General features: G+C 44.7%; 19 protein-coding genes. 14 read left to right on the plus strand and 5 right to left on the minus strand.

What is annotated here, in order from left to right; translation table 11 throughout:
• Positions 1-109 precede the first annotated feature (109 nt).
• Both TH606_RS07285 and TH606_RS07290 read left to right on the plus strand, forming a co-directional pair.
• Positions 110-1,234: a cysteine desulfurase family protein gene (locus TH606_RS07285; protein WP_068542453.1), complete on the plus strand. Its 1,125-nt coding sequence runs from the start codon at positions 110-112 to the stop codon at positions 1,232-1,234.
• Between the two features lie 9 nt (positions 1,235-1,243).
• Positions 1,244-2,467: an MFS transporter gene (locus TH606_RS07290; RefSeq protein WP_068542456.1), complete on the plus strand. Its 1,224-nt coding sequence runs from the start codon at positions 1,244-1,246 to the stop codon at positions 2,465-2,467.
• Positions 2,468-2,478: 11 nt separating this feature from the next.
• Here TH606_RS07290 and dxs read toward each other — a convergent pair whose 3' ends face one another.
• Positions 2,479-4,383, minus strand: a complete 1,905-nt coding sequence (dxs, locus tag TH606_RS07295) for a 1-deoxy-D-xylulose-5-phosphate synthase (protein WP_068542457.1) — start codon at positions 4,381-4,383, stop codon at positions 2,479-2,481.
• 69 nt (positions 4,384-4,452) lie between these two features.
• Here dxs and TH606_RS07300 point away from each other — a divergent pair, with 69 nt between their 5' ends.
• Positions 4,453-5,691: a cation:proton antiporter gene (locus TH606_RS07300; protein WP_068542460.1), complete on the plus strand. Its 1,239-nt coding sequence runs from the start codon at positions 4,453-4,455 to the stop codon at positions 5,689-5,691.
• On the opposite strand, the gene TH606_RS07305 is transcribed toward TH606_RS07300, so the two are convergent.
• The 4 genes from TH606_RS07305 to xseA are packed head-to-tail and all read right to left on the minus strand — an operon-like array spanning position 5,688 to position 8,894.
• Entirely contained in the window at positions 5,688-6,590 is a 903-nt protein-coding gene (locus TH606_RS07305; RefSeq protein WP_068542462.1) for a polyprenyl synthetase family protein, read from the minus strand. The genes TH606_RS07300 and TH606_RS07305 overlap by 4 nt on opposite strands.
• Complete coding sequence (xseB, locus tag TH606_RS07310) at positions 6,591-6,812, minus strand: exodeoxyribonuclease VII small subunit (RefSeq protein WP_068542464.1); 222 nt, start codon at positions 6,810-6,812, stop codon at positions 6,591-6,593. It lies immediately after the preceding gene.
• Positions 6,812-7,678 carry a M23 family metallopeptidase gene (locus tag TH606_RS07315; protein WP_068542466.1) on the minus strand — a complete coding sequence of 289 codons (867 nt, stop codon included), beginning with the start codon at positions 7,676-7,678 and terminating at the stop codon, positions 6,812-6,814. The genes xseB and TH606_RS07315 overlap by 1 nt, the downstream gene beginning before the upstream one ends.
• On the minus strand, positions 7,671-8,894 hold the full coding sequence (gene xseA / locus TH606_RS07320) for an exodeoxyribonuclease VII large subunit (RefSeq protein ID WP_068542468.1): 1,224 nt from the start codon (positions 8,892-8,894) through the stop codon (positions 7,671-7,673). The genes TH606_RS07315 and xseA overlap by 8 nt, the downstream gene beginning before the upstream one ends.
• 132 nt (positions 8,895-9,026) lie before the next feature.
• On the opposite strand from xseA, the gene dnaJ reads away from it, so the two are divergent.
• The 11 genes from dnaJ (at position 9,027) to rpmA (ending at position 22,120) form a co-directional block, all read left to right on the plus strand.
• Positions 9,027-10,106: a molecular chaperone DnaJ gene (gene dnaJ / locus TH606_RS07325; RefSeq protein ID WP_068542473.1), complete on the plus strand. Its 1,080-nt coding sequence runs from the start codon at positions 9,027-9,029 to the stop codon at positions 10,104-10,106.
• Between the two features lie 17 nt (positions 10,107-10,123).
• Positions 10,124-10,669: an O-acetyl-ADP-ribose deacetylase gene (locus tag TH606_RS07330; RefSeq protein ID WP_068542475.1), complete on the plus strand. Its 546-nt coding sequence runs from the start codon at positions 10,124-10,126 to the stop codon at positions 10,667-10,669.
• Positions 10,670-10,803: 134 nt separating this feature from the next.
• Positions 10,804-11,715 (plus strand): ornithine carbamoyltransferase, encoded by a 912-nt coding sequence (gene argF, locus TH606_RS07335; RefSeq protein ID WP_068542476.1) that lies wholly within the window; start codon positions 10,804-10,806, stop codon positions 11,713-11,715.
• A gap of 9 nt (positions 11,716-11,724) precedes the next feature.
• The gene (locus TH606_RS07340; RefSeq protein ID WP_068542477.1) at positions 11,725-14,535 is read left to right on the plus strand and encodes a PD-(D/E)XK nuclease family protein; all 2,811 of its coding nucleotides are present in this window, start codon (positions 11,725-11,727) and stop codon (positions 14,533-14,535) included.
• A gap of 103 nt (positions 14,536-14,638) precedes the next feature.
• Entirely contained in the window at positions 14,639-18,142 is a 3,504-nt protein-coding gene (gene mfd, locus TH606_RS07345; RefSeq protein WP_068542482.1) for a transcription-repair coupling factor, read from the plus strand.
• Positions 18,139-19,059: a peptidylprolyl isomerase gene (locus TH606_RS07350; RefSeq protein ID WP_068542484.1), complete on the plus strand. Its 921-nt coding sequence runs from the start codon at positions 18,139-18,141 to the stop codon at positions 19,057-19,059. The genes mfd and TH606_RS07350 overlap by 4 nt, the downstream gene beginning before the upstream one ends.
• Positions 19,059-19,574 (plus strand): helix-turn-helix domain-containing protein, encoded by a 516-nt coding sequence (locus TH606_RS07355; protein WP_068542486.1) that lies wholly within the window; start codon positions 19,059-19,061, stop codon positions 19,572-19,574. The genes TH606_RS07350 and TH606_RS07355 overlap by 1 nt, the downstream gene beginning before the upstream one ends.
• 2 nt (positions 19,575-19,576) lie before the next feature.
• Positions 19,577-20,356: a DNA repair protein RecO gene (gene recO / locus TH606_RS07360; protein ID WP_068542488.1), complete on the plus strand. Its 780-nt coding sequence runs from the start codon at positions 19,577-19,579 to the stop codon at positions 20,354-20,356.
• Entirely contained in the window at positions 20,353-21,045 is a 693-nt protein-coding gene (locus tag TH606_RS07365; protein ID WP_068542490.1) for an LOG family protein, read from the plus strand. The genes recO and TH606_RS07365 overlap by 4 nt, the downstream gene beginning before the upstream one ends.
• A 477-nt stretch (positions 21,046-21,522) precedes the next feature.
• On the plus strand, positions 21,523-21,834 hold the full coding sequence (gene rplU / locus TH606_RS07370) for a 50S ribosomal protein L21 (protein WP_068542492.1): 312 nt from the start codon (positions 21,523-21,525) through the stop codon (positions 21,832-21,834).
• A 10-nt stretch (positions 21,835-21,844) separates the two neighbouring features.
• Positions 21,845-22,120 (plus strand): 50S ribosomal protein L27, encoded by a 276-nt coding sequence (gene rpmA, locus TH606_RS07375; RefSeq protein ID WP_068542494.1) that lies wholly within the window; start codon positions 21,845-21,847, stop codon positions 22,118-22,120.
• Positions 22,121-22,137 lie beyond the last annotated feature (17 nt).

The raw sequence follows: 22,137 nt of genomic DNA on the forward strand, positions 1-22,137 counted from the left end.
CCTGCGGACACAGTTGACGAAACACTATGAGACTGGTTCGCCTGTTCCGACCTAAGTAAAAAAATTTTATAGTTTTGCAAAGGTCTTTATTAAACTAAAATATTTCTCTATGAAAAGTACAATTTATCTTGACTATAACGCCACCACCCCTGTGCTACCCGAAGTAAAGGAAGTGGTAGTATTTTATTTAACTGAAGCCTTTGGTAATCCCTCCTGCAACCATATTATTGGAAAGCAGGCAAAAGAAGGGCTTGAAAGGGCTCGCGCCGAGCTAGCTTCCCTGATTGAAGCTGAACCTCCAGAAATAATTTTTGTGTCAGGGGGGACTGAAGCCAATAACCTGGCCATCCTGGGTTCGGCCCTGGCTCAGGATAAAAAGAAACATATAATTACTACGCAGATTGAACATCCTTCAGTGTTAAACCCCATGATAAGGCTCCTTGAAATGGGGTTTGACGTAACATTTCTTCCTGTAGATTCCCAGGGCTATGTGGACCCAGATGAAGTCCAAAAGGCCATACGTCCTGACACCTTTTTAGTATCAGTCATGCTCGTTAATAACGAAATCGGGACTATCCAGCCGGTCAGTGAAATTGGCCGCCTCTGTTGTGAAAAGGATGTTATGTTTCATACTGACGCGGCTCAGGCCGTGGGTAAAATGCCTGTTTCAGTAAAAGACTTAAATTGCGATTTGATGACTATTGCTGGCCATAAAATGTATGCCCCAAAAGGGATTGGGGCCTTGTTTTTACGAAAAGGCCTGGGCTTAAAGCCCCTTTTTTCTGGAGCTTCTCAGGAAGGAGGGCTTAGACCTGGGACTGAGCCTGTTGCTTTGGCCTGTGGTTTGGGCAAAGCGGCCTCCATGGCTAAAAGGGATTTGCTAGCCGAGGCCCAGAGAGAGTTTAAACTGCGAGAAAAACTATATGAAGGGTTAAAAGAGATTTATCCCGATCTCATTCGCCATGGAATCCCTGAAAAAACTTTGGCCAACACCCTCAGTGTGTCTTTCCCCGGGCTCAATGCCTCTCAAATTTTAGAAAGGATGCCAGAGCTTTGTGCATCCACTGGGGCAGCCTGCCATGATAGAGCCCAGGCAATCTCTCATGTCTTAAGTGCCATGGGAGTTTCTAAAGAAATAGCTCTTGGCACCATACGTTTTAGCCTTGGCCGCAACACCACCGCCCAGGATATAGAAAAGGCTCTAGCCCTTTTTAAGCGTACTTTGGCAGGTTAATAATTCTTCATGCCCATCTTAGGAGAAATAGCCCATAATTTAATTTTGCCCTTGCGACTCAGGAATTTCAGAATTTTTTTCCTGGGCCAAAGCCTCTCACTTATTGGCACCTGGATTCACACTACTGCCCAGCGCTGGCTCATCTACGATTTGACGGGCTCAGCTTTTTTTCTAGGGGTGCTTGGTGGTATTGGTAGCTTGCCCATCTTGCTTTTTTCTTTACCTGCAGGCTATCTTGCTGACCATTTACCTAAAAGAAATCTCCTCCTGCTTTCACAAAGCATAGCCGCCTTACAAGCTGGCGTGCTAACTTTTCTGGTCTTTACCGGTAAGGTAGAAGTCTGGCATATCCTTGCTCTTGCCTTTGTATTGGGTTGTACGGTGGCTCTGGAATTTCCGGTAAGGCATTCTTTTATTTTTGAGCTGGTAGGTGAAAACTCTCTGGTAACAGCTATTTCTTTGCATTCCACCGCGTTTAATCTAGCGAGGTTCTTAGGGCCAGCTATAGCAGGTTTTTTAATGGCCCATTTTGGATTATGGAGTTGTTTCCTGGCCAATACCCTTTCTTATTTGCCCGTAATTTTGGCGCTTTTTTTGATTCCTTTGTCTGACAATCATAAAAAGCCTTCTAAAAGGCCCTGGCAGGGATTAAAAGAGGGTTTCCTTTTTGCTTTAAATAATCGCCAAATAAAGCGCACTTTGCTTTTAATTGCCACTACCAGTGTTTTCGTTTTGCCTTACGCTGTGCTTCTTCCAGCTGTTGTGCGTGAAAATTTTGGCGGAGGCGGCCAGGAATTCAGCCTCCTTATGGCAGCCAATGGCCTGGGAACACTTTTCGGAGCCCTTTGTATGGCGGCTTTTGGCAGAGACCTGCCTAAAGAAAAATTTATTCCCATAAACCTCTTTATTTTGTGCCTTTTTTTAATAGGGGTTGTCCTTTCCCAAAAATTTTATCTGGCCTGTGTTCTCCTGGTGATGTCTGGTTTTCATATGGTTTGCATGTTTACTTCAGCCAATGCCTTTTTGCAGTTGAGTAGCCCTGATGATATGCGCGGCCGTATTTTAAGCCTTTTTAGCTTGAGTTTCCTGGGGCTATTCCCATTGGGAAGCTTTTTCTCTGGGATAGTAGCCCAGTTTTTAGGGCCTAAATGGACCTTATTAGGTGGATTTTTAATTGCTTGGTTTCTCTCGCTCTGGCAGGGTATTCTCCCCGCCTTCAGGGCTAAACATTAGCCAGGATAACTCTAGGCTGTTAGCACGTGGATATTAGGCTTTTCCTGGTGTAGCAGCCAGTTTTTAACTTCTTCGGCTATCTTTTCAGAAGTAAGCCCATATTTTTCTCGTAAAAGAGAAGGGGCGCCGTGTTCTATAAATTTATCCGGGAGACCTATACGCTTTACAGGAAAGCGAAGCCCTTTTTGCTGAAAAAGTTCAAGTACAGCCGAACCAAAACCGCCTAAAAGGGTATTTTCTTCAATAGTGACCACTCTGCCTGTGCGCAAAGCCATTTCAGTGATAAGGTCTTCGTCAAGGGGTTTTACGAAACGAGCGTTTATTACCGTTGCTGAGAGGCCTTCCTGGGCTAAAAATTCAGCGGCCCTAAGGGCAGGGTAAACCATGTTGCCTACAGCCAGAAGTAAGACGTCTTTACCCTCTCGTAAAAGTTCGCCTTTACCAATGGGGATTTCTTTGAGTTCCCAATCTAGACTTACCCCCTCGCCTGCCCCGCGAGGATAACGAATAGCTACCGGCCCCTGGCATTTTATCGCGGTGTAAAGCATGTGCTGGAGTTCGTTTTCGTCTTTGGGGGCCATGATAATCATATTGGGGATAAGACGCAGGTATGTCAGATCAAACTGGCCCTGGTGAGTAGGGCCGTCTTCACCCACAATGCCTGCTCTATCAATAGCAAAGACTACGTGTAGGTTGGTTAAAGCGACGTCGTGAATAATTTGGTCAAAGGCCCTCTGGAGAAAAGTAGAGTAGATGGCACAAACCGGAACCATTCCCCCCAAAGCCAGGCCAGCGGCAAAGGTAACGGCGTGCTGTTCGGCAATACCAACGTCAAAAAAGCGTTCAGGGAAGCGCTCAGAAAAGGCTTTAAGCCCTGTACCAGAGGGCATAGCCGCGGTAATAGCCACCAGCCGCGGTTCCATTTCTCCCAGGCGAAGCATGGTCTTTGAGAAAATACTGGTGTAGGAAGGGGGTTTATTCTTGCTGGTTTTCGGTTTACCGGTCTTTACGTCAAAAGGCCCTAAGCCGTGGAATTTTTCAGGCTCTTCTTCAGCCGGGCGATAACCTTTACCTTTTTTAGTCAGGACATGTACTAGCGTAGGGCCTTCAAGATTTTTCACATTTTGGAGGGTATGAATTAGAACTTCAAGGTTATGACCAGGAATAGGCCCCACATAACGAAAACCCAGGGCCTCAAAAAGCATGCCCGGTGTCAGGAGACACTTGATAGCATCTTCACTTTTTCTGATAGCAGTAACAAGATGTTCTCCGCCTGGCAGATGGCTTACAAAGCTTTCTAACTCTCTTTTAAGGCGCCTGGCTACTGGCCCTGTAAGCTTACGAGATAGAAATGAAGAAAGGGCGCCTACGTTTGGCGAAATGGACATCTCATTGTCGTTCAAGATAACGATAAGGTCCTTCTTAAGGTGGCCGGCGTTATTCAAGCCTTCAAAGGCAAGGCCGGCTGTCATAGAACCATCGCCGATTACAACAACTACTTTGCCTTCTTTCTGGAGAAGATCCTGGGCGGTAACCAGGCCCAGGGCAGCAGAAATTGACGTACTACTGTGCCCTACGTCAACGACATCGTGGGGGCTTTCTGAACGCTTAGGGAAACCTGCTATACCACCATATTGACGCAGGGTATGAAAATTATCTCGCCGGCCGGTAAGGAGTTTATGGGCATAGGCCTGGTGGCCAACATCCCAGACGATTTTGTCCTTCGGGGAATCAAACACATAATGCAAGGCTACCGTGAGTTCTATTACTCCCAGATTCGGTGCAAGATGGCCACCAGTTTCTGCTACAGTAGAAACTATGACTTCCCTAAGCTCTTTAGTAAGTTTTTCCAGGTCTTTTAGTCTAAATTTTTTAAGGTCAGCAGGAGAGTTAACTTTCTCCAAAAGTTTGGCCATGGTTTCCTCTGAGATTTTCAATTAAACTTAAGTCAATTTTAACTTAAAACACGAAAATAAGCGAGAGCTATGTCTTCCTACTCTTTAGTTACATTGTTGCTGTGCTTAGCGGTATTTTCCGGCTATCTTAACTATCGTTTCTTGAAGCTTCCAAGCGGCATTGGCATTACCCTGGTATCCATTTTTATTGGCATATGTGTTCTTTTGGCTGAAGTCTTCTGGCCGGGGTGGCCTTTGGCGGCACACCTCACCCAAATAGTTCAAAATATTGAATTTGAAGAGGCGGTCCTTCACTGGATGTTAGGGTTTCTCCTTTTTGCCGGAGCCCTTCACGTTGAGCTTGATACCTTACTTGAGCGTCTGCGAAGTATTCTTAGTCTCGCCACCATTGGCGTGTTCTTATCAACCACCATAGTGGGCTTTTCTATTTATTTCCTGTTTGGGCTTTTAGGTATAAATCTCCCTCTTCTCTGGGCTCTACTATTTGGTGCTCTGATTTCTCCCACCGATCCGGTAGCAGTGCTTGCCACTTTAAAAAAAGTCGGGGTTTCCAAAGAAACCGAGACGGTAATAGTGGGCGAGTCTCTATTAAACGATGGGGTCGCAGTAGTTTTATTTCTGGCCTTGCTAGAAATGCTTAAAGCCAAAGGTGTATTTGATGTTTCCCATGTTTTGATATTCCTCATTCAGGAGTGTCTGGGCGGTTTGCTTCTCGGTACTTCATTAGGCTTTTTAGCTTTTTTACTACTCAAAACAATTGATGATTACGAACTGGAAGTCCTTATTACCCTGGCCCTGGTTATGCTTTGCTTTTCCATAGCGGAAATATTTCATTTTTCTGGTCCTCTGGCAGTAGTAGCAGCAGGGCTCCTTATAGGTAATCATGGTCGGCGCCTGGCTATGAGCCCCAGGACAGTAGAACATATAGACACCTTCTGGCGGCTTATAGATAGCCTGCTTAACGCTATTTTATTCTTACTGATAGGGCTTGAGATCCTCATTATAAAAAACAATCATTTTAGCCCGATTTTGGCTTTATTAAGTATAGCCTTAGTATTGGGCGGCCGTTTTTTAAGTGTCTCTTTAAGTATGGCTATAACTAAACCAGTAAGGGCTCTTTCTTTTCGGAAGAATTTATTTTTCACCTGGTGTGGCCTTAAAGGAGGAATTGCTATTGCCCTGGCTTTTTCTCTGCCTGAACACCCCTTTAAAATGGTTCTTTTGTCTCTTACTTATTTTAACGTGGTATTTTCAGTGGTGGTGCAGGGTTTGACCCTCAGGCCAGTGGCCCAGAGACTTAAGTTTTAGAGTTTTCTTTCTAATACATAAAAAGCTATATCTGCCAAAGCCTTAGCCCGCGAACCAAATGGATAAAGAGCGGCCAGGGCTTCTTCAAGAAGGCCTTTGGCTTTTTCTCTTGAGGCGGCCAGGCCAAAAAGTGCAGGGTAGGTGGCCTTTTTCTTTCTTATGTCAGAACCTACAGGCTTTCCAAGGGTTTTTTCATCTGCGGTAAGGTCAAGTATATCATCAACAATTTGAAAGGCGTGGCCAATTTTCCAGCCGTAACTGGATAGGGCCTCTTTATCTTCAGGTTTTGCCCCTGTAAGGATTGCCCCTAAAAGCACTGAAGCCCTGATTAAGGCGGCGGTCTTATGCCGATGAATAAAGGCCAACTCTTCAGGTGAAACTTTTCTTCCTTCAGCTAGGAGATCAGCCATCTGGCCGGCCACCATGCCATAAAGGCCAGCAGCTTCAGCCACCAAACGTATTCCTTCAAGGAGGTTAACTTCAGGAAAATTTTGGGCCAGGTCTTCATGGGAAAGGAGACGAAAAGCGTGGGTCAAAAGGCCGTCTCCGGCTAAAATGGCCGTAGCTTCGTCAAAAGCTTTGTGACAGGTGGGCTTGCCCCGGCGTAAGTCATCGTCATCCATAGCTGGCAGGTCGTCATGGATAAGAGAGTAAGTGTGGATGCACTCAATGGCGCACGCAGCTGGAAGTACGTGTTCGGGCCTTCCCCCAACGGCTTCGGCCCCGGCCATGACAAGAATGGGCCTAAGCCTCTTTCCTCCTGACATGAGACTGTAATGCATGGCCTCAAAAAGGCGGCTGGCCGGGCCTTCAAGCAAGGGAACATAGGCTTTCAAAGCCCTGTTAACAAGGTCCTGCTTTTCCTTTAGCCAGTCAAAAAAATTAGGTGAAAGGCCCATTTATTCCTCGGTAAAGGGATATTCCTGGCGCACCAGGTGACCTTCGGCATCTTTTAATAGCACTTCTATTTTCTTCTGTGCCTCATTAAGGAGCTTTTCGCAGTGGCGCACAAGTTTTACTCCTTCCTCGTAGCGCTTTAAGGCCTCTTCAAGGGGGAGGTCGTTTTCCTCCAGCTCGTGAACAATGGCTTCAAGCCTTTTTAAGGCCTCTTCGTAACGCATCAAAAAACCTCTATAAGTGTTTTAGGATCTACTTTAACACCTCTTATGTAACAGCCAAAGTGTAAATGAGGCCCGGTGACCCTTCCGCTGGCACCAGAAAGGGCGATTTTTTCGCCTTTCTCTACTATTTGTCCAGGCTGGACCAGAATTTTATTAAGGTGGCAATAGACCGTGTAAATACCAAGGCCATGGTCAATGATTACGATTTTTCCTGGAAGATAAAAGTCACCTGTTAAAACCACCCTTCCCCTGTTAGAGGCCTTTATAAGGGTGTTTTTAGGCACGGCTATATCAATGCCAGAATGATGGCTTTTGGGCACACCGTTATAAACTCTCCTGAAGCCAAAAGGGCTTGAAATACGTCCGGTTGCTGGCCAAACAAAGGGGCCATCAAGCAAAGGCCTAGGGGTAAAACCTTTTACTGCCTGCTTGATGGCCTTTACTTCTCTTTTTATGCGGTCAATTACTTTCGGAGGATAGTGAATCATCTTGGGCGGAACTTTTAGATGTTCTTCGGGATATTTTTGGGGATATATCTTGACCTCAAAGGAATGGACTTTTCCGTCGTGAATTTTTAAAGGGTAAGAGCCGGGCACTGTCCCTAAAGGTATGGCTAAAAGGGCATAAAATTTTTGGTGATAGGCAAAAAGCTGGTATTCTTTACCTAAAAATTCTATCTTTTCCACTTTTTGAGAAAGTTCTAAGAGCAAAGGTGCCCCTGGATAAGGCTTTTCTGGAAGATAACTAAAGGTCAAGGCTCCGGCAGGGAATAATCCTCCCAAAATAAATAAAGTCACAGAAAAGGCTAAAATTTTTATTGATGTAGCCCATGCTAAATGGTACCAGGTGGCTCCTTTTTTACTCACAGAAAACCTCTTTTACCTTTACCCGGAGTTTCCCTTGATGAAGAAGAATGTCTAACTCTTCGCCAGGCAAAACCTCCTGGGCTTCTTTTATTACCTGGCCAGAGGATTTACGGACAATGCTATAACCTCTGGCCAGCACTGCCAGGGGAGATAAACTTTCAAGCTGCTTAATCAGGGAGAAAAGTTTATTCTGTTTGTCTTCAAGGCGGCGTAAAAAAGAAACATCAAGTCTTCTTTTAAGAAGGTGCACTTTTTCCTGGCTTTCTTTTATCTTCTGGCGAGGGTCTTTAAGCCGCCTTTTCAATTGGTTTAATTTTTGTTCTTCCCTTAGAAGCTTTTCTCGAAGAGTTCTATTTAAGGCCCTTAATTTGAGGCCCAGCTCATAGGCCAGTTCATTTAAGCTCGGGAATACCATCTCAGCCGCAGCGGTGGGAGTAGGGGCTCGGGCATCTGCTACCAGGTCACAAATGGTTACGTCTATTTCGTGGCCTACGGCCGAAACTACAGGTACCGGCGAAGTAGCAATGGCTCTGGCCAGGCCTTCATGGTTAAAGGGCAGGAGGTCTTCAAAGGAGCCACCACCACGCGCAATAACCAGTACTTCTACTTCAGAGAAGCTGCTCAGGACATGAATGGCTTCTATTATTTCCTGAGGGGCCTCTTCTCCCTGAACTCGTACGGGATATATAAGGACCCTTGCTTTGGGATTGCGAAAAAAGCCTACTCGCAAAAAGTCGTGAATAGCTGCACCGTGAAGGGAAGTTATAAGGCCTATCACCCTGGGCCAGAAGGGAAGAGGCCTTTTACGGGCCTCGTCAAGAAGGCCTTCGGCGGCAAGTTTTTTCTGTAGTTGTTCTAAAGCCAGGCGAAAAGCTCCGTAACCTATAGGCTCAACTTGCTGAACGATTAGTTGATATTCTCCACGAGGCTCGTAAAGACTAAGCCTACCAAAGCAGAGCACGTGGAGACCATCTTCCAATTTGAAAGGGAGATTAGGGCGAAAGCTTCTAAACATCACTGCTTTAAGAACGGCCCCTTCATCTTTTAAAGAAAAATAAAGATGGCCATTGGCAGAACTTTTGCTGTTAGAAATTTCTCCCTCCACCCAGATAAAAGGAAATTTTAGTTCAAGGAGACTTTTCAGCTCTTTGGTGAGCTCGCTTACAGTAAATACTCGGCGATTATTTTTAGGATTACCCCTTGCCAAAGCTTCCATAGAGACTAACAAGTTTAAATGGACTCACGGTAATTAACAAGAGACGTTTCAGGCTCTAGCCAGTTAACAGGCTGGAGAAATAGGCTATTTTAAGGTCTCAGGGAGTTAAAAGGCGAAAAAGGAGGAGCAAAAATGGTCAAAAAAGACCTTTACGAAATATTAGGGGTTAGCCCTGATGCCAGCCAGGAGGAGATAAAAAAGGCCTATAGGCGGCTGGCGCGGAAGTATCATCCAGACCTTCATCCTGGAGACAAGGAAGCCGAGGAGAAATTCAAAGAGATTCAAGAGGCTTACGAAGTCCTTTCTGACCCGCAAAAACGGGCCGAGTATGATAAACTTCGCCAGGCTGCAAGTGCCTTTAGCTTTACCACTCCTGGCGGAGAAAGGGCCTATGATTTTAGCGTCTTTATGGATGAAGGAAGCCCCTTTGGTGGCTTTGCCGACATTTTTGCCGATCTTTTTGGCTTTGAAAGGGACTGGGAACCCGGGCCAGAACCAGGGGCTGATGTTCTTTATCGCGTAGAAATACCATTCAGGCAGGCAGCCCTTGGTGGTGAAATAGAAATAGAAGTTCCCCTGGAAAGGCCATGTCCAGGCTGCCACGGCCAGGGAGTTGATTTAAAAAGTGCAGATACCTGTCCCCATTGCCAGGGCCAGGGTAAAAGGGAGCATCGGCGCGGAACCGTGCGCATGATTGAAATTTGCCCTTATTGCAGGGGCATGGGGCAAAGAGCCACCAAGCCCTGCCCTACCTGCCATGGTGCCGGAACTATTCGCCAAACCGAGCGGTTAAAGGTGAAAATTCCTCCTGGAGCAGATACTGGCACCAGATTAAGGATTCCAGGTAAAGGAATGCCTGGCCGCAAAGGAGGGCCCTCCGGGGACCTCTATCTTGAGCTGGTTGTTAAGCCTGACCCGCGTTTTGAACGCAAAGGCTATGACCTTTACCTCAAACAGCCTATCGGCTTATTTACAGCTGTGCTTGGCGGCCATGTAGAAGTACCTACTTTAGACGGCAAAGTGCGCATGAAAGTTCCCCCTGGTACCCAGTGTGGCCAGAAATTTCGACTTCGTGGAAAAGGTATTTCCAGGCCAGATGGTAAAAGGGGAGACCTTTATGTGGAAGCCATGATAACAGTGCCTAAAAATCTTTCTCCAGAAGCCAGAAAAAAGTTCGAAGAACTTAAGGCCATGATTCCCGAAGCCTCTTAAAAGCAAGGAGGGTGGCCATGCAGGTAAAAATGGGCAACTGTGTCTTAGAGCTTATTAAGGGTGACATAACCCAGCAGGATACAGAGGCCATTGTTAACGCTGCCAACGAGGAGTTGGTTCCAGGAGGAGGCGTTGACGGGGCTATTCATCGGGCAGGCGGGCCGAGCATTGCGGAAGAAGCCCGCCGTTATGGACGCTGCCCTACTGGTAGCGCTGTTATTACCGGGGCAGGAAACCTCAAGGCCAAATATGTGATTCACGCCGTAGGGCCTATCTGGCGTGGGGGAAACCACGGAGAGGCAGAGCTTTTAGCCAGTGCCTATCGTTCGGCCTTAAATCTTTGCCTGGAAAAAGATATTAATTCTGTGGCCTTTCCTTCTATTTCTACCGGGGCTTATGGCTACCCAATGAAAGAAGCAGCTAAAGTGGCTCTTTCAACGGTTATATCTTTTCTCAAAGAACATCAGAAACCGAAATTAGTGCGCATGGTCCTTTTCGGTGAAGAGGCTTACAAAACTTACGAAAAGGTTTTAAAAGAGCTGGCGGCAAAAGAACAAGAATAAAGATCACTCCGCCAAGCACAGCTCCTTCATTCTTTTCCAATTTTCTAAAGAACCGGGGCAAATTGTTATTTGTTTGCTAAAACTCAAATCCTTGCTTAAAATTGGTATTTTTCAAAATATGGGAGGTGTTTCCCATGCGGCATGTGACGAGAGTTTTTGACCTGACTACTGAAGAGTTAAATCACGTTCTTGACCGGGCTCTTCGTCTAAAAGCAGACTTTAAAAAAGGAGAACCAAGAAGAAGCCTCATCGGAAAAGTTTTGGCCCTTCTTTTTGAAAAGCATTCCACCCGTACCAGGGTTTCCTTTGAAGCGGGTATGCAAAAGCTCGGTGGCACAAGTATTTATCTTTCGCGGCGAGACCTTCAGCTTGACCGGGGGGAACCCCTTAAAGATACAGCCCGGGTGCTTTCCCGTTATGTAGATGCCATTTGCGTGCGCACCTATGGCCAGGAGGTAGTTGAAGAACTGGCCCGCTGGGCAAGTGTGCCGGTAATAAATGGCCTTTCTGATAAACATCATCCCTGCCAGGGCATGTCTGATGTGATGACGGTTATGGAAAAAAAGGGAGACATAACTAACCTTAAAGTGGCCTGGGTAGGAGACGGTAACAACGTGGCCCATTCCTGGATTGAAATGGCCGCCCGTCTGGGCTTTCATTTAGTACTTGCCTGCCCTGAAGGCTATGACCCTGACTCCCAAATTCTTGAAGAAGCTCGCCAGGTAGCAACCAAGCCCATAGAAGTAGTAAGGGACCCGAAAGAAGCGGTAAAAGACGCCCAGGTGATTAATACTGACGTTTGGGCCAGTATGGGGCAGGAAGACGAAGCTGAAAAGAGAAAAGAAATTTTTACCCCCTACCAGGTAAATGTTGAGCTTTTAAAATATGCCGCCAAAGAAGCTATAGTGCTTCACTGTTTGCCTGCTCACCGTGGAGAAGAAATCACCGAAGAGGTGCTTGAAGGCCCGCAATCAGTGGTGTGGGACCAGGCTGAGAACAAAATGTGGTTACACATGGCCCTTCTTGAGTGGCTACTGGCAGGCTAAAATTATTTTATGGGCCAGATAAAAGCGCTTCCGTCACGAAACTTTCTAAAAAATTTTATTGCGCATATTCCAGAAGAAGAACTCCTTTCTCCGAAGACCACTTTTATTTTTCCCACCAGGCGAGCTGGGCTTTATTTTCGGCATTATCTCTTTGAGAAGAGAAAGACTTCTGGACTCCTTCCCCGCATAACAAGCATAGCCGACTTAACTTCAGAGCTTGCCACTTTAATTGACCAGCGGCCTCTTATCCCTCGGGCTGACCAGGCCTGGATACTCTGGGAAATAACTAAAAAAATGCCTCTTTTTGAAAAAATAACCCAGAGTTTTGACCAGTTTTTCCCCTGGGGTTTGCGCCTGGCTGAAGTGCTTGATCTTTTTGAACGTGAGTTGATAGAAGCCCAAAATATCGTTTATCCTCCAGAAGAAGAGCTTCCCTATGAGGCCAGATTATTTGCTTCCCACCTGGGAGATATACAGAAGGCCTTTCGTCAGCGCCTTGAAGAAAGAGAGATAATCACCCCTGGAGAGCGCTTGAGGATACTGGCGGAAAACATAGAACGTATCCCGGGCTTTCCTGGAAATCTTCATCTGGTAGGCTTCTTTGTGCTTACAAAGGCAGAGCAGAAAATCTTTAAGGTCTGGTTAAAACAGGGAGCTACACTATGGTGGCGCCTTGAAGGTACAGGTTTCCCTGATATTTACCGTGAACTTGAAAAAACTTTTGGTCTGAGAGCCGAAATAATAGATTCAGAAGAAAGGCGGCCTGAATTTCATTTTTACGAAGCCCCTGACGTGCACCACGAATTAAAGGCCGTAAGGAGCCGCTTGCCCAGAGACATTAAAAGCCCAGATGATACGTTGATTCTTCTTTGTGTAGCTGGCCATTTGATTCCTTTGCTTTACGAATTGCCAGAGGATATACCGGTAAACATTACCCTTGGATATCCGCTTTTTCGCACCCCTTTAGCCCAGCTTTTTCTCCTTTTTGCCGAGCTGAGGGAAACTCTTCACCAGGAAGAAGTTTATATCCCTGCTTATTTAAAATTGATAAAGCACCCTTACCTAAAAGGGCTTAAGTTTGAGGGCGAAAAAGTCCTCTTTTTCTTCCACGAACTGGAAAAGATTTTGCGAGAACACGGAAGCCCTTATCTCTCTCTTGAGGCTATAGAAAAAATGCCAGAAGATGAAGCCCTTTCTCGGTTTCTGGCCTGGTTTCATAGAGAATTTCTAAAGCCCTGGTTCCATATTGAGAGCACCAAAGAATTAGCTTCTGCCTTGAGAAAACTTGTTAAAGAGTGCACCAGGGCAAGGCTTTCGGCTCTTTCGGAAGATACTCCAGAATCCTTACTTGAGAAGGCCTTTTTATATGCCTTTGAAGCGGAAATCCTTCCAAGCCTTGAAAAAGTCTCTTTTGCCGAACAAAAATTAAGGCCGCGCACGCTTTTTACTTTTTTAAAAGAACTCCTGCGCAACATAAGAGCACCTTTTGAAGGGGAGCCTTTAGGAGGGCTCCAAATAATGGGCCTCCTTGAAACCCGCCTCCTCTCTTTTAAGCAAATCTTTGTCCTTGATGCTAATGAGGATTATCTGCCTTCGGTGGAAGAAGTAAATCCCCTGCTACCTGAGGGGCTAAAGCCTATCCTTGGTCTTCCTCCCCGTGAAAGGGAGGAACTCATTGAAAGGCACCACTTCTTCTCCCTGATAAGAGGGGCGGAAAAAGTCCATATTTTTTACCAGAGCGCTATAAGTGGAAAAGGTGAGGCCCTTGGCAAAAAACTAAGAAGTCGCTACGTGGAAAAGCTTATATGGGAAGAAGAGCAGAGACTTAAAAGGCTTGCTCCTGAAAAGATAAAATTTATTCATCTAAAATTTGAGCCAGGTGCCTTTAAGCGCAAAGAATTTATAGCCAAGGGGCAGGCTGAAAAAGAAGCCGTAGAGAAACTTCTGGCTAGAGAGAGCGGTATTTCTCCTTCTCTGTTAAACACTTATCTTTCCTGCCCTATCAAGTTCTATTTTCACTATATCCTTGGCCTTAAACCCACGGAAAAAATTGCTGACTTTGACGCCAGAGAACTGGGAAATGTAGTCCACGCTGCCCTTGAGGAATACTTCAGGCCTTATGTCAAGAGGCTTTATCTTCCCCACGAAGATAACGATTCTGAACGCCTAATCAGCTATTTTAAAGAATTCTTTAAACTTAATAAGCTTTATTCTATCCTTGGTCCTGAGAGGCGCTTTTTTGTGGAAGAAACAGCTATTTTCAGACTTAAGCGTTATCTTGATTTCTTAAAGAAAGAGTTTCCTAAGGGGTTTGTTATCCTTGACCTGGAAAAGGAATACCAGAAAGACTTTCAAGGGATCATTCTGGCCGGAAGAATGGACCGCTTAGAAAAAAGAGAAGAAAAGACCTTTGTGCTGGATTACAAAACTGGCTCTTTTTTAAAGAGCCTTTCTGCCAGTTACCTGAAAGAAAAGCTTTTTCTTTATGACCCTCCAGGGCGTTTTGACGCGGAGAGTTTTTTTGAGTTTCAGGAGGTGCTTCCTGATATACAGCTCTTTCTCTATTTGTTTATCATAGACGCAGATAATGCTGCTTATCTCCAGCTGTCTTCGGGAAACATCAAATACATTGAAAAGCCTATTTTTGCGGAAAAAATTACCCCGGATGAAGCACAGGAATTCATGTCTCTAAAATTTCCGCGGATACTGGAGTTTCTTTTTCGCCATATGATAGAGGCTGACGCTTTTTATGCTACCAGAGATGAAAAGACCTGCGGGTTCTGTGAGTATAATCTGGCCTGTGAGTGCGCCCGCAAATAGAATTAGCTGTTTTGCCTGTCCCTCTCTGTTCTAGTAATTTTGTGAAAATTCTGGCAAATTATGTTGAAAAAATTTACCAAGATTTATTTTTAATGGCGGCAAAATGGCCTTAGAACTTTCGGAAAAGTTTAAAAATATAAAGAATTTTCTCTTGAGAGATAAAGGAAAGCTCAAGATCTCAGGGCTTTCGGAAGAAGCTTTAGCCTGTCTTTTAAAGCTCATTGAGGCCCGAAAAGGCATTATTTTGTTACCTGACGAAGCCCTGTGCCAGCGCTTAAAAGAAGCCCTTCACTTCTTTGGTTTCTCAAATGTTTTTCACTACCCTGCTGAAGATGTATTGCCTTTTGGTAGTGTTTATCATTCTCCTGTTACCAGTGCCGCTCGTATAGCAGCCCTGTATCATTTTGGAGTCCAGAAAAATGCTTTCCTTATTCTTTCCGTCAGGGCCCTTTTGCGCAAGACTTTGCCACCAGAGACCCTTCAAAAATTTTATGAATACATAGTGGCTGGAGAAGAGCTTGCACGGGAAGAGTTTTTAAAACAACTAATTAACCTGGGTTATGAAAAGACAGGCCTTGTCCAGCGGGTGGGCGAGTTTTCAGCCAGGGGAGGAGTTATAGACGTTTTCCCTGCTGGAGAGACTTCCCCTGTAAGAATTGATTTGTTCGGAGAGGAGGTAGAGAGCCTTAAACGGTTTGACCCTCAAACCCAACGCTCTTTTGAGGAAATTGAAGAAATAGTTATTCTTCCAGCCAGAGAAGTGATTTTAGCTTCTGATCCTTTAGGCCTTGAGGAGCGTTTATTTAAAAGACTATCTGAACATGCCCTTCCTCCTGACAAGGAAAGTGCTTATCTTCGCGCCCTTGAAACAGGCCTTGTTCTTGAGCCAGAAGAATTCTGGCTACCCCTTGTTTACGAAAAACCTGCTACTTTCTTTGACTACCTTGATTCTCATGACACCCTGATAATTTTTGAGCCTGAAAAGATTATAGACGAAATAGCCCGCTTTGAAGAAAGGCTTATTCTTTCCTGGCGCAAAGCCAGGGAAACTAAGAGAGTACTGGTAGAACCACAGGAGAGTTTTCTTTCAAAGGATGAAGCCCTAAATCTTTTAGCGAAACATGCCAAGACCCTTGAAGTTTTAAAGCTTCCAATCTGGGAAGAAGGGATAAGTTTTGAGGTAAAAGATCATCAAGCTCACGTTGAGGCTATTAAGGTTTCTCCTAAAGAGGCTATTGAAAAAGGCTTAAATTATCTAAAAGAACTTATGGCTGAACAACGCGTGGTAATTACTTCTCCCCATGAAAAATCCGCGGAAAAGATAAAATCTCTGGTAGAGAGAGAACTGGGCTTAAGAGAAGTGGACATAAAAAAGGAAGCCTTTAAGGATCTTTCTTCGCCTTTTGAAACAACTATATACGTAGGAAATATTGTCCAAGGGTTCATCTGGCCAGAACTTTCTCTGGCCTTAATTTCAGAACACGAACTATTTGGCCTTCGCAAACCTCTTACCACTAAACGTGCTCGTTCGTTAAAAGAAACTTTTTTGAGTTTTGAAGACTTAAAACCTGGAGATTTCGTTGTTCACCGGGAACATGGCATTGGCCGTTACCACGGCCTGGTTTCTCTTGAAATAGGTGGTTTGCCAGGAGAATTCTTGCTAATTGAATATAAAGACGGTGATAAGCTCTATCTTCCAGTTGATAAACTCAACTTACTTCACAAATACGTAGGGCTTGAAGGCAAAGAACCCAGCCTTGATCGCCTGGGAGGCAAAAGTTTTGAAGCCAGGAAGAAAAAGGTTGAAAAGGCCATTGAAGAAGTGGCCCAGGAACTCCTTGCTCTTTACGCCGCTAGAAAAGTAGGCCAGGGTTTTTCTTTTGAACCTGGCCCCCTTCTTCGGCAGGTAGAGGCCTCTTTTCCCTTTGAAGAGACACCCGAACAGGCCGTGGCCATTGAAGAAACATTAAAAGATATGCAAAGCCCCTCACCCATGGACCGCCTGATTTGTGGGGATGTAGGCTATGGCAAAACTGAAATAGCCATAAGAGCAGCGGCTCTGGCAGTGGAGAATAAAAAACAGGTAGCCATCCTGGTTCCCACCACGGTGCTTGCGGAACAACATTTTCGCACTTTTTACGAAAGACTTTCCCCTTTAGACATCAAAGTAGCCGTAATTTCTCGCTTTAAATCTTCAAAAGAACAAAAAGAGATACTCAAAAAACTGGCCGCAGGCGAAATAGATGTAATTATTGGTACTCATCGTCTCCTTTCAAGTGATGTATCTTTTAAGGACCTCGGGCTACTCATTATTGACGAAGAACACCGTTTTGGGGTAAAGCACAAAGAAAAAATTAAACAATTGCGTAAAAGTGTAGATGTTCTTGCTCTTTCAGCCACCCCCATTCCCCGAACTCTTCAGCTTTCACTTCTGGGAATCAGGGACTTGTCAGTAATAACTACTCCGCCAGCCAAGCGGCTACCGATAAAAACATATCTGGCCCGTTTTGATGAGCAGGTGATAAAAGAGGCCATTGAAAGGGAACTTTCCCGCGGCGGCCAGGTGTTTTTTGTTCATAACCGCATAAAAGGCATATACGCCCTGGCAGACTGGCTGCGACGCCTGGTGCCGCAAGTCCGCCTGGAGGTAGCTCACGGGCGTATGCCTTCGCAGAAGCTTGAAGAAATCATGGTGCGTTTTGTACGCAAAGAAATAGACGTGCTAGTTTGCACCACGATTATTGAATCTGGCATAGATATCCCTTCAGCCAACACCATCATCATCAATCGGGCTGATCGCATGGGCCTTGCTGAGATTTATCAGCTAAGGGGACGCGTTGGCCGAAGCAATGTTCAGGCTTATGCGTACCTCCTGGTGCCTTCTCTTTCAGGCCTTTCAGAAGATGCTGAACGTCGGTTAAAAGCCCTTATGCAGTTCACTGAACTGGGGGCAGGTTTTAAACTGGCCATGAGTGACCTTCAAATTCGGGGCGCTGGAAATCTACTGGGGACTTTTCAGTCCGGGCACGTAGCTGCTGTAGGCTATGATTTGTATCTGGAAATACTCAAGCGCACCATAGACGAAATGCGCGGAAAACCTCTGGAAGAGGACATAGAACCAGATGTTAACCTTAAAATTCCAGGCTTTTTCCCGTCATCTTATATACCAGATGTAGAACAGCGCCTTCATCTTTATCGTCGTTTGGCTATGGCGCGAACCAAAGAAGCCATTGATGAGCTGGCCTATGAAATAGAAGACCGCTTCGGCATTCCACCCAAAGAAGTACAAAACCTTATCAAGCTCTCTCTTTTAAAGGCCCTATTAAGGCCCTTTAAAGTGCGGAAGCTTGACCGCCGTGGGAAAGAAGTCATCTTTTACTTTGACCCTTCAGCTCAAATAGATGAAAAATTGTGGCGCAAACTTGCCCGTGAGAGAGGGCTTGCCCTGCGTATCACCAGGGATAATAAACTCATCTTGAGTCTGGCTACTCCAGAAATAATTGACGAATTACTTTCCTTCCTTCAGGAACTGAAAAACGGTCTCGCCAAAACCAGCCAAAAGCTTTATGTTCATTTAGAACAAGAGAATTTTATGGAGGCTAAATGAAAAAGTTTATATGGTTTTTCATAGCAATATATTGGTGGGCTGGAAACATTCAGGCCCAAATTGTTGACCGCATTGTAGCGGTGGTAAATGACGAGGTAATAACACTTTCAGAGCTTGATGAAGCCGCTACGCCTTTATACCAGCAATACTTAAAAGACATCAAAGACCCTGTAGCCAAAGAACGCCTGCGTGAGGAAATTCGTCAAAAAGTTCTTCAACAATTAATTGACGAAAAGCTAATAAATCAAGAAATAGAGCGCCGAGGGATTGAAGTTTCTAGCGAAGAAATAGACAGATTTATTGAGCATTTTAAGCGCCAAAATGGCCTTGACGACCAGGCTTTCCAAAAATTTTTAGCTGAACAGGGCTTAACGCTTGAGGAATATCGCCAGAAAGTAGCTCAGCAAATAAAACGGATAAAACTGGTGCAGTCTCGAGTGAACCAGATAGTGGTTACCCCTGAAGAGATAGAGAGAGAATATCAGAGAAGGTATGGAAAGGTTGTAACCAGGTATGAATTGGCAGCCATTATCATTAACGGTCAGGAGGCAGAGGCCAAAATAAAGAAGGCTTACCAGGAATTAAAAGCCGGAAAAGACTTTGCTGAAGTGGCTGCCAAATATTCTGATATTCCAGACAGTGGACGCGGGCTTGGCACCTTTAGCCCTGAAGAACTGGCCCCTGAAGTGAGAGAAGTTTTAGCTAAACTCCAGCCAGGGGAAGTTAGTCCACCTATAAAAGTGGGGAATTCCTGGCAGATTTTTAAACTCTTGCATATTAAAAAAGAAAAGGCTAAATCTTTAGCTGGAACCAAAAAAGAGATTGAAAATGAGCTACGCCAGAAAAAGATTGACCAGCTACTCCAAAATTGGCAAAAAGAGCTTAGAGAACAGGCTTATATAAGGATATTGCTTTAATGGCTGAAGAACAGAATAAAAACGGAAGTTTTGGAGAATACCTTCGGCACCAGCGCGAGATAAGGGGCTTTAGCCTGGAAGAAATTTCTTCTCAAACCAGGATTGGCCTGAGAAATTTAAAGGCGCTTGAAGCAGAAGACTGGGAAGTCCTCCCCGCAGAAATATATATCAGGGGTTTTATAAGAAGCTATTGTGAAACCATAGGCCTTGATCCAAATGAAGCTTTAATCCGCTTTGAAGAAGCCTACGCTCCATTTCGCCGCCATAAAGAAGAAAAAATAAACGTAGTAAACCATGAAGTCTCTTTCAAAGAGTTTCCCTGGCGCCTGATAATAATTTTAATAGTAGTTGTTCTGCTAGTAGCTGGTGGCTACTTTTTCTTTTTCAAAGAAGAAAAGAAATCTATCACTCAACTTTCACCGCTTTTAGAAGAAATTCCCGTAAAGAAAGAACAAGAAGCTATCCCTCAACAGCCTGCTAAACCCTTGCCTAAATCTCCTGCGTCAAACGAATAGCATTGAGTGTTGTAGTAAAGGCCATTATTCTCTCTTCTCGCACAGTTGGTGAAAAGGATGTTCTTTTAGAGCTTCTTTCTGCCGAACGCGGGCGTTTAAGTGCGCTGGCCAAAGGGGGGCGAAAAAGCCTCAGGCGCTTTGTCAATACCCTTGAACCATTCTCCTTAATTCAGGCCCATCTGCGCGGAGGTAAAATCAACTTGCCTCCGTTTTTAGACAAGGCGGACTTGCTCAATCCTTTTGAAAATTTACGCCTTAATCCCTTAGCTTTTACTAAAACGGCGTATCTGGGTGAGCTTACAGAATGCTTTTTAAAACCTGGAACCGGCCAGAATTTCTTTTATTTTTTACAGGAAAGCCTCTCGGTGTTAAACGCCGGAATTGATTACTGGCCTCTTTTAAAGATTAACTTTGAACTTTTTCTCCTGAAGACCAGCGGTTTTTCCCCTCATTTAGGGAAATTTTGCCTTCGCTGTGACCAGACTTTAAACAAAGAGGTTTTCTTTTCCTTTTCTGAAGGTGGGGTAGTGTGTGGGAATTGCGCCTTTGAGGAAGACGTTCTTCTGAATTTAAAGATCCTTGCTTTTTTAAATCATATTTCTGGATTAAGGCCCCTTCGTTTAAGGATAATCAAACCTGATGCCGAAAATTTAAAAAAAGCCGAACAGCTGGTAGAGAGCTTTGTATTACAATTGTTGAATAGAGAAGTTAATTCTTTACGAGTCCTAAAAGAAATGTTTAACAATAAAAGTTTACTAGCGGAGAATGGAGGTTCACTTTGAAGGATTTTAATGACAAGCAGTACGTTTTAAATGGCCTGGCTGCTAAAGAATCCTGGCGGCTTTTTAAGATAATGGCTGAGTTTGTTGAAGGTTTTGAAGAGTTACCAAGGGTTTATCCCGCCATAACGGTTTTTGGTTCTAATCGAGTAAGGCCTGGACATCCTTATTATCAAAAAGCCGAAGAAATTGCCCGTTTGCTGGCCAGAGAGGGCTTCTCTATTATTACGGGCGGAGGCCCTGGTATAATGGAAGCGGCTAACAAAGGTGCGGCTGAAGCCGGTGCCTACTCTGTGGGCTTAAATATAAAGCTTCCTCGGGAACAGGAAGCCAACCCTTACGCCAATATCAAAATTGAATTTCGCTACTTTTTTGTTCGCAAAGTTATGATGGCCAAGTATGCTGTAGGCCTCATGTGTATGCCAGGGGGCTATGGAACCCTTGATGAATTTTTTGAGATTATAACCCTGGTACAAACCCACAAAATCAGGCCAGTGCCTATTGTGCTGGTGGGAAGCAAGTTCTGGAATGGCCTGATTTCTTGGATGAAAGAACGCCTGCTTCACGAGGGCATGATTTCTAAGGAAGACCTTGAACTTTTCACCGTGCTCGATGACCCCCGTGAGATAGCTGACTATTTTAAGAAAACCGCCCGTGCCTATAAACTCCTTTCCCGCCTGGAATCCACCTAGGTACTTGAGAAGCGAGTATCTTATTAGAAAGCTTTGGGGTTTTTAGCCCAGAAACAAAGAAAATGGAGGATAAGTAAAAATTTTTTACCTTTGCACAATTCTAAAACACTGGATTGAGATCGCCACGGCGACGGTATCGCCTCGCGACAAGGATTGCTTCGCCACTTCGTGGTTCGCAATGACTGAGAAAAGTGGCTAGAACGATAATCTCCTCTGTCACTACAGGGAGTATCTTCCCCTTTTGTCACTGCGAGGAGGCCCGTCCACATTTTATCAAATTTGGTTGATTTTTAGAAAAAGAAGGGTACCCCCCTTCAGGAAAACTAGAAAGATAAGTGGCACAGAAAAACTCTAGCTCTTTAATCCTCAATCTTTTCTTTAAGCGGGAATTTAGGTATTCTACAAAATACAGAAACTTGACAGTTGCATTTTTGGTGATATCTTGCCCTAGTCATACCTTTTATGGGAGGTGAAGAAGTGTACGCGGTTATAAAAACTGGAGGAAAACAGTATAAAGTGCGCCCTGGAGATACTATTAGAGTAGAAAAGCTTACAGGAGAACCTGGTCAGGAAATAGAACTAACTGATGTTCTCTTAGTAGCCAAAGATGATGACCTTAAAATTGGCCAACCTTTGGTAGAAGGGGCAAAAGTAATAGCTACCATTTTAAATCAGGGGCGGAGCAAAAAGATTATTGTCTTTAAGAAGAAAAGACGTAAAAATTATAAAAAGAAAAGAGGCCATCGCCAGTATTATACTGAACTCCAGATAAAAGAGATTTCTGCATAAGGAGGGAATTATGGCTCATAAGAAAGCAGGCGGTTCATCTAAAAATGGCCGCGATTCTCATAGTAAAAGACTTGGAGTTAAACGTTATGGAGGCCAGTTTGTAAAGGCTGGCAATATAATAGTTCGCCAACGCGGTACCAAGGTTCATCCTGGATTTAACGTTGGCCTTGGCAAAGATTATACTATCTTTGCCAAAATAGACGGTATTGTAAAATTTGAGACTCGTCACGGACGTAAAGTAGTAAGCGTTTACCCTCCAGAAGAGTTAGCTGCTCAGGCAGCCTAATAGAGACGGGCAACAGG

This window comes from Thermodesulfatator autotrophicus (genome assembly GCF_001642325.1).
Lineage (GTDB): Bacteria > Desulfobacterota > Thermodesulfobacteria > Thermodesulfobacteriales > Thermodesulfatatoraceae > Thermodesulfatator > Thermodesulfatator autotrophicus.